The 6,768-nt window shown below is 39.1% G+C and carries 6 protein-coding genes and 2 rRNA genes; 5 read left to right on the top strand and 3 right to left on the bottom strand.

Annotated elements, in window-relative coordinates:
* The first annotated feature begins 141 nt into the window (after positions 1 to 141).
* Genes CSC79_RS14390 through CSC79_RS14400 form a run of 3 tightly spaced genes read left to right on the top strand, consistent with a single transcriptional unit; the run spans position 142 to position 2,188 of the window.
* Entirely contained in the window at positions 142 to 507 is a 366-nt protein-coding gene (locus CSC79_RS14390) for a PilZ domain-containing protein (protein ID WP_099296458.1), read from the top strand.
* A 53-nt stretch (positions 508 to 560) separates the two neighbouring features.
* Entirely contained in the window at positions 561 to 1,469 is a 909-nt protein-coding gene (locus tag CSC79_RS14395) for a histone deacetylase (protein WP_099296459.1), read from the top strand.
* 56 nt (positions 1,470 to 1,525) lie between these two features.
* Positions 1,526 to 2,188, top strand: coding sequence for a hypothetical protein (locus CSC79_RS14400; protein ID WP_099296460.1), 663 nt, complete (start codon positions 1,526 to 1,528; stop codon positions 2,186 to 2,188).
* Between the two features lie 12 nt (positions 2,189 to 2,200).
* Here CSC79_RS14400 and CSC79_RS14405 read toward each other — a convergent pair whose 3' ends face one another.
* Positions 2,201 to 3,667, bottom strand: coding sequence for a PLP-dependent aminotransferase family protein (locus tag CSC79_RS14405; RefSeq protein ID WP_099296461.1), 1,467 nt, complete (start codon positions 3,665 to 3,667; stop codon positions 2,201 to 2,203).
* A 103-nt stretch (positions 3,668 to 3,770) separates the two neighbouring features.
* On the opposite strand from CSC79_RS14405, the gene CSC79_RS14410 reads away from it, so the two are divergent.
* Positions 3,771 to 4,346, top strand: a complete 576-nt coding sequence (locus CSC79_RS14410) for a GNAT family protein (protein WP_099296462.1) — start codon at positions 3,771 to 3,773, stop codon at positions 4,344 to 4,346.
* Positions 4,346 to 4,981, top strand: coding sequence for an FMN-binding negative transcriptional regulator (locus tag CSC79_RS14415; protein WP_099296463.1), 636 nt, complete (start codon positions 4,346 to 4,348; stop codon positions 4,979 to 4,981). Before CSC79_RS14410 ends, CSC79_RS14415 begins: the two co-directional genes overlap by 1 nt.
* 1,375 nt (positions 4,982 to 6,356) lie before the next feature.
* Here CSC79_RS14415 and rrf (CSC79_RS14420) read toward each other — a convergent pair.
* Together rrf (CSC79_RS14420) and rrf (CSC79_RS14425) are read right to left on the bottom strand one after the other, a co-directional pair.
* Positions 6,357 to 6,471 (bottom strand): 5S ribosomal RNA (gene rrf, locus CSC79_RS14420).
* A gap of 63 nt (positions 6,472 to 6,534) precedes the next feature.
* Positions 6,535 to 6,649 (bottom strand): 5S ribosomal RNA (rrf, locus tag CSC79_RS14425).
* Between the last annotated feature and the right edge of the window lie 119 nt (positions 6,650 to 6,768).

Below are 6,768 nucleotides of genomic sequence, written 5' to 3' on the forward strand. Positions count from 1 at the left end.
TCTAGGTTCTAGGTTCTAGACATATTTTAAGCCCTGCATTTATGCGGGGCTTTTTATTTTAAATGAACAAATCGCACTCTCAATTAGTAGATTATTGGCTATAATATGAACTCCCACATTAATTAATGGGTCATAATAGTTATGAATAATCGTCGCAAATATACTCGCGTGTTGTTTTCTACCCCCGCAACACTATTATTAAACGAGCAAAGTTATAACTGTGAACTGCTTGATGTATCGCTAAATGGTGTATTGATCAGCCATCCCAGTGGCTTAAAGGCAGATAAACATCAGTCGGCAGAACTTAACTTTACCCTACCTGATAGCCAGGTAAGCATTGCCATGGCTGTTGAGATTAGCCATGTTGAGCCTCTTCATATCGGGTTGCATTGTACGCATATAGATATAGACAGTATCACGCACCTTAAGCGTTTGGTTGAGCTTAACCTCGGAGATGATACACTGCTTCATCGGGAACTTGGCATGCTGATACACACACCACAATAGACTAAACAAAGGAAGTTGATTACCATAGTGCAAACTGTGCATTATGGCGAATTATGACTTTAAATCCACACTTACCTTTGGTCTATCATCCTAATTACTCATTTAACTTTGACCCTAAACACCGCTTTGTAATGAGCAAATTTGCGAATTTATACCAACACGTCAAAGAGTTAGGGTTAATAAATAGTAATTTAATTCAACCGAGACTGGGCAATCCAGATGATCTTGAATTAGTGCACTGTGCCAATTACTTAGACGACTTATGGCATAATAAGCTCGATGAAAAAGCCCTCAGACGCATTGGCCTACCTTGGTCGGAACCGCTCATAGCGCGTACATTTACCGCACCACTTGGCACTCTTGAAACAGCACGCCTTGCCCTTCAACACGGCTTAGCCTGCCACTTAGCTGGTGGCACTCATCACGCGCACACAGATTTTGGCTCCGGTTACTGCATGGTTAACGACTTGGCATTTACTGCACAAACCTTAATACAAAACAAAGAAGTGACCAATATACTTATTTTTGATCTCGATGTTCACCAAGGTGACGGTACGGCTGCAATGCTTACCCATCAACCTTACGCATACACCTGTTCAATTCACTGTGAAAAAAACTTCCCCTTTAGAAAATCGCCGAGTGATTTAGACATTGGGCTCGCCAATAATATGCAAGATGATGAATACTTAGGTGTTGTTGATGACACACTACAATTTTTATTAAAAGAGCTTACTCCTGATCTTGTGCTTTATGATGCAGGTGTTGATGTTTGGCAAGAAGATGGTTTAGGTAAACTCGATATAACCTGGCAAGGCATTGAAAAGCGGGATAACTTGGTTATAAAGCGCTGTATTGAGCATAATACACCAGTGGCAACCGTGATCGGCGGTGGCTACGACAGAGATCATATGCGCCTAGCTAAACGACATGCCATTGTTATAGAGCAAGCTGCACGTTTTTAATAGTGGTAGTACAAATTTAAGCTACACTTTAAGCTTATAAATTAATTGAGGTTATTATGCGGTTATTATTTTTTATGTTGCTGCTAGGGCTAACGACTACAGCGTATTGCGAAGAAGAAGCAAAAGAATTACCACCAATAAACCCAGCATATAATGCTGAGCATGCCATGGCACTGGTGAATCAAGGTTCACGTATCTTTGCTGTAAGCTTACCGACTTACAAGCAACCACATGACGTACAAGTAGTGTATAAAATTGATAACCCTGACGTTGCTTTTTTAAATGTTGTAAGAGGCGCTGAGCTCATTACCATTAAACCTAAACCATTTAATATTCAACGCTTAATGCGTGGTGAAGAGATAACAATAACTGCTGATGTGTATAACGGCGATTACCGCCGCGATGGCTCCTTGGTATATGAAAATCGCACCATCGAAATGAGCAAACTACTTTATGCCCGTGAATTAGATGATTTAGCTGAGTCATCGCAATGGCAAGAATATGATTTAATTACCTTAAAAGAAAATGAGCGTATTTATATTCATAAAATAAGTCAGGCCCCGAGCTATAATCACCTTATTTTTGTTGATCTAGCCAACGCATGCTTACAGAAGTTTCGCACTTCCAAACGTGTACCAAAAGAAAGCGAACTCACGTATAAATTTATCAATTGCGGCACTTTAAAACCACTGTATTTTGATAGTGAAGATTTAAAGTAAAGTCAGATATGATTATTTTGATAGATACAGTGTTTTAATAATTACTGCTAAACCCTGTTGCATTTCTTCACTCGACTGCCCAGCAAAGCCTAGTCGAACGTAACTTTGCTTATCAGGTTTTAAACTGCGTACTCCACCTTTAAAATAAAACTCAGGCTCAGTTTGTACGTAAACACCAAGCTGCGCCAGGGCTTTTTTTAAATGCTCAACGGGTCGATTAAAATTAACCCACATCGCCATGCCACCATCGGGTTTTATATACTCGATTGGATACCCTTTTGCTTGAAGCGCTGTTAAACAGCTATCCATATCTTCATAGCGTTGTTTATAGAGCTTTGTCATACGCTTTAAATGGCGCTCAAAGCCGCCCTCTTTCATCCACTGCGCCACAGCTAATTGCATAACTACATCATTTTTATGGTTCATCAGCTGCTTCCACGCGGTTAATTGCGCAATTACTTCAGGCGCGGCACAAATATAGCCAATACGCGCTGCTGAAAACATGATTTTTGAAAACGTTGAGAGGTAAATCACAATACCAGCAGGGTCGTCGGCAGCCATGGGTTGCAAGGGCTGACACCGATAATGAAATTCATGGTCGTAATCATCTTCAATGATCATCACGTTATGGGTATAGCATAACTGATAAATTTGTAAGCGCCGTGTAGGCGATAAAGTCACTGTGGTCGGATACTGATGTAGCGGTGTTAAATACAGTAATTTAATGGGGTAACATTCAAGCTGAGCTTTTAGGTCATCCACACACAACCCTTCATCATCTTGTTTTATATCTATAAGCTGCGCGCCACATGCAGCAAATGCTTTCCTAGCAGGTGGGTAACCTAACGTTTCACAGGCAACAAAGTCGCCTTTACCAACAAACGCTTTTGCTATTAAAAATAGGGCCTCTTGCGAACCATTACAAATTAATAAATCATCGGGTTTTAAGTTACGTGCTTTATGCAAATAATGTTCTATCTGTAGTTTAAGCTCAGCAACGCCACTGATATCGCCATAGTGAAGTTTCGTCACATCTAAATAGTTAAATACCTGGCTCATAGCGCGTTTAAACTCTTTGTGTGGAAAACAAGCTAAATCAGGTAACCCCCCAGCAAAGTTGAAACGATACTGGTTTAGTTCCATTGTTTGTGGTGTTTTCAATTGCTGCGAGAACTGATAAGGCTTAGCAACCAACTTTGGTGTACCGCGCGAGTTAACACTGCTTTCAATAGGTAACGATTCGGTTACGCAATAGCCTGAACGCTGAAACGATACCAACCACCCCTCAGCAACTAATAACTGCAATGCGTTCATAATGGTATGGCGATTTAATTGGTATGTCTGTGCCATTAATCTCGCCGAGCTTAACTTTGTGCCGGGTGCCAAGTTGCCTTTAATGATTGCTGCGCGAATGGACTGCGCAAGTTGTAAGTATTTCGCTTTACTTGTGTCATCGAACTGAATATCTAAAGGGTGCATGTGCCACTCAACTGGTATAGAAGAAAAGTAATATCTGGTTGTTTATAGATAACCAAAGAAAGGTAGCTTATGCAATAGTTTGATAATGATTATTAGGACACACATGTTAACTCTAAAAAGCCAGCAAACAGATAAGTTGCTGTTAGCACCATTAGAAGATAAGCACCTTGGTGGTTTATACCAAGCAGGGCAATACACACAAATATGGCGTTGGGTGTTAATGAACTACACCGAAACACAGCAAACACTTAATGACTGGTTTATTAATACAGCGCAATTTGATGCCGAGCAACAAATTGTATTTGCCATTATTGATAAGGCTAGTGAGCAAGTACTTGGCACTACCCGTTTATTTAGGTTAGATAAACATAATCGCAGCGCTGAAATTGGCCATACTTTTATAGGCACCCCTTGGCAACGCAGCTTTGTGAATACTCACGCTAAATACCTATTATTACGTTATGCATTTGATGAGTTAGACCTAGTGCGTATTAGCTTTAATACCCATGAAAAAAATCAAAAGTCTCGTAACGCCATTACACGCCTAGGTGCTCGTTTTGAAGGAATTGCTTATAAAGATAGGTTACTTGCTGATGGCTCATACCGTAACACTGCCAAATTTAGCATCATTGATCAGCAGTGGGCGACCATAAAGTTACAGTTAGAAGGAAAGCTATAATGTATCCAGCAAAACATTTCTGCCAAGACGATCACCAGCAACAGCTTGCTTTAATCAAGGAATATCCTCTGGCAACGATTTTACTGCCACGATCTGAGAGTAAATTAAACGATGTATGTCAAATACCTTTATTGTTTGATAGCTCCCAACAACTTTTTATAGGTCACACAGCAATCTATAACCCGCTATCAGCACTGAATAAGCAAGAGGTCGGCTTAGTGTTTAACAGTGAAAACTGTTATTTACCCCCTTCCTATTCTAATGGCAAAACTTTACCTAGCTGGCTTTATGCTCGCGTTGAAGTGACAGCCGAAGTGAACATAGTCACCTCACTAAGTAAGCAAAAGCAAATAATGACATTATTAACGGATCACTTTGAACAACATTTTAATGCACCAGTGCAAGATAACTGGCAAATATCACAGCTTTCAGAAAAGAGTTTACATGGTATGTTTAAGCAGCTAGCTTTTATAGAATTCAAACCTATTACTTGGCATGGCAATTTCAAGCTTAGTCAGAATAAACCTGATGAAATAAGACAGTTAATTAACACTAATTTGCTAAAGACTGGGCAAGCAAGTGTTGCAAAAGTGTTCGGGGCTTATTCACTAAGAAAACCGAAGGGGCAGATATAAAAACAGCCCAAGCTTTAAAAAAGCTTGAGCCACCTTTGACAACATCTTCACACACAATTATAAAGATTCGGTTTAAAGTGCAATCTGGACACTTTTAAATTCATTGATGAAACTTAGTTCATCTAACTGCGTGGCGGTTAAAATAAAAAGCAACTCAAGCCAAGTTAATCCTTAACTTGAGTCGTCTTTTTGACAACATCTTCACACACAATTATAAAGATTCGGCTTTAAGTGAAATCTGAACACTTTAAATTCATTGATGAAACTTAGTTCATCTAACTGCGTGGCGGTTAAAATAAAAAGCAACTCAAGCCAAGTTAATCCCTAACTTGAGTCGTCTTTTTGACAACATCTTCACACACAATTATAAAGATTCGGTTTTAAGTGCAATCTGTACACTTTTGAATTCATTGATGAAACTTAATTCATCTAACTGCGTGGCGGTTAAAATAAAAAGCAACTCAAGCCAAGTTAATCCTTAACTTGAGTCGTCTTTTAGACAACATCTTCACACACAATTATAAAGATTCGATACTAAATTTATTCATAAACATGGCGAAACTCATTACCGAACTTTTGGTTTTAAGTTGTAATAACATCTTCTGTTCATCGCCATACTTGTTACGTACAAATTTAGAGTAAAAGCTCTCATCTGACAACTGATAAAATTAAATCCAATAGATGAAAAAAATTAACTCATCCACAGCTAAATAGAAATTGATTCTTAACAAATAGAATTAATGTAAAAATTCATTATTTGAACACTCCGTGTTTACCAAAGACTCAATAACTTGAGGAACTGAAACTATCAAAATCTAATCGCTATACATAAGAGTTTTGTGAACGTGCAATTGGGCTTGTTATTTCACAACAGCATGAATCCCCCTTTTCAGGGGTGCACTTTTAACTGTTTCAGATTAGCTGGGGTGTACTCGAAAAACACTCAGAACATAGTTTAGGAAATCTCTAGCTCAACAGTCTAATCTATGATCTTACATTCAATCAGCTGAAGAGCGAGCTGCTGCTTTAAACTTTTAAAAATAAAAACTCAAAGCGAACGGATTATATTGTGAACAAGCTGCAGCTTATTTCGCCCAAGTGGAGCTCGGTCGCGAATAGAGATAAGCGCAGCTTTGTATTAGCTGTTCGATATAGTCATTGTGATAAGCATTAAGAGCAGCTAGGTAATGCTATTCCATACGTATTGAGCTTAATTGATAAAATCTTAGGGCTAGAATGCTTTTCGCATAAACATTGCTTGCCTTAAGTGTATTTTATTAAGGGAATGGTAAACCGGATCACTTAATTAGTGCAGCTGAGAGTACAAAACACAAAAAAGCCCGGCTCTTTCGAGTCGGGCTTTCTTTAATTTGAATCCTGGCAATGACCTACTTTCACATAACAAATGCTACACTATCATCGGCGCTGTTTCGTTTCACTACTGAGTTCGGCATGGGGTCAGGTGGGTCCAAAACGCTATTTTCACCAAGAAAATTCTTTTCAATTTTCTTATTATTAATTTTTAAGGTTAAAGTTCTTCAACTTAATTTGGAGCCTGGCGATGACCTACTTTCACATAACAAATGCTACACTATCATCGGCGCTGTTTCGTTTCACTACTGAGTTCGGCATGGGGTCAGGTGGGTCCAAAACGCTATTGTCACCAAGCAAATTAGGTGCAAAGGAGTAATGACAAAGCACGTAGTGCTATCATTTCCTTTGCGCAAGGTGCCTCAATGTTAACGCTACGCGCTAAGAGTCACCTCATAAATTTGGAATTTCTGATA

The organism is Pseudoalteromonas sp. 3D05, from assembly GCF_002723455.1.
Lineage (GTDB): Bacteria > Pseudomonadota > Gammaproteobacteria > Enterobacterales > Alteromonadaceae > Pseudoalteromonas.

Excerpts from the sequence above, each read along its gene's own strand:
- CSC79_RS14395 (WP_099296459.1), top strand. The coding sequence starts at position 561 with ATGACTTTAAATCCACACTTACCTTTGGTCTATCATCCTAATTACTCA.
- CSC79_RS14415 (WP_099296463.1), top strand. The coding sequence starts at position 4,346 with ATGTATCCAGCAAAACATTTCTGCCAAGACGATCACCAGCAACAGCTT.
- CSC79_RS14410 (WP_099296462.1), top strand. The coding sequence starts at position 3,771 with ATGTTAACTCTAAAAAGCCAGCAAACAGATAAGTTGCTGTTAGCACCA.
- CSC79_RS14390 (WP_099296458.1), top strand. The coding sequence starts at position 142 with ATGAATAATCGTCGCAAATATACTCGCGTGTTGTTTTCTACCCCCGCA.
- CSC79_RS14400 (WP_099296460.1), top strand. The coding sequence starts at position 1,526 with ATGCGGTTATTATTTTTTATGTTGCTGCTAGGGCTAACGACTACAGCG.
- CSC79_RS14405 (WP_099296461.1), bottom strand. The coding sequence starts at position 3,667 with ATGCACCCTTTAGATATTCAGTTCGATGACACAAGTAAAGCGAAATAC.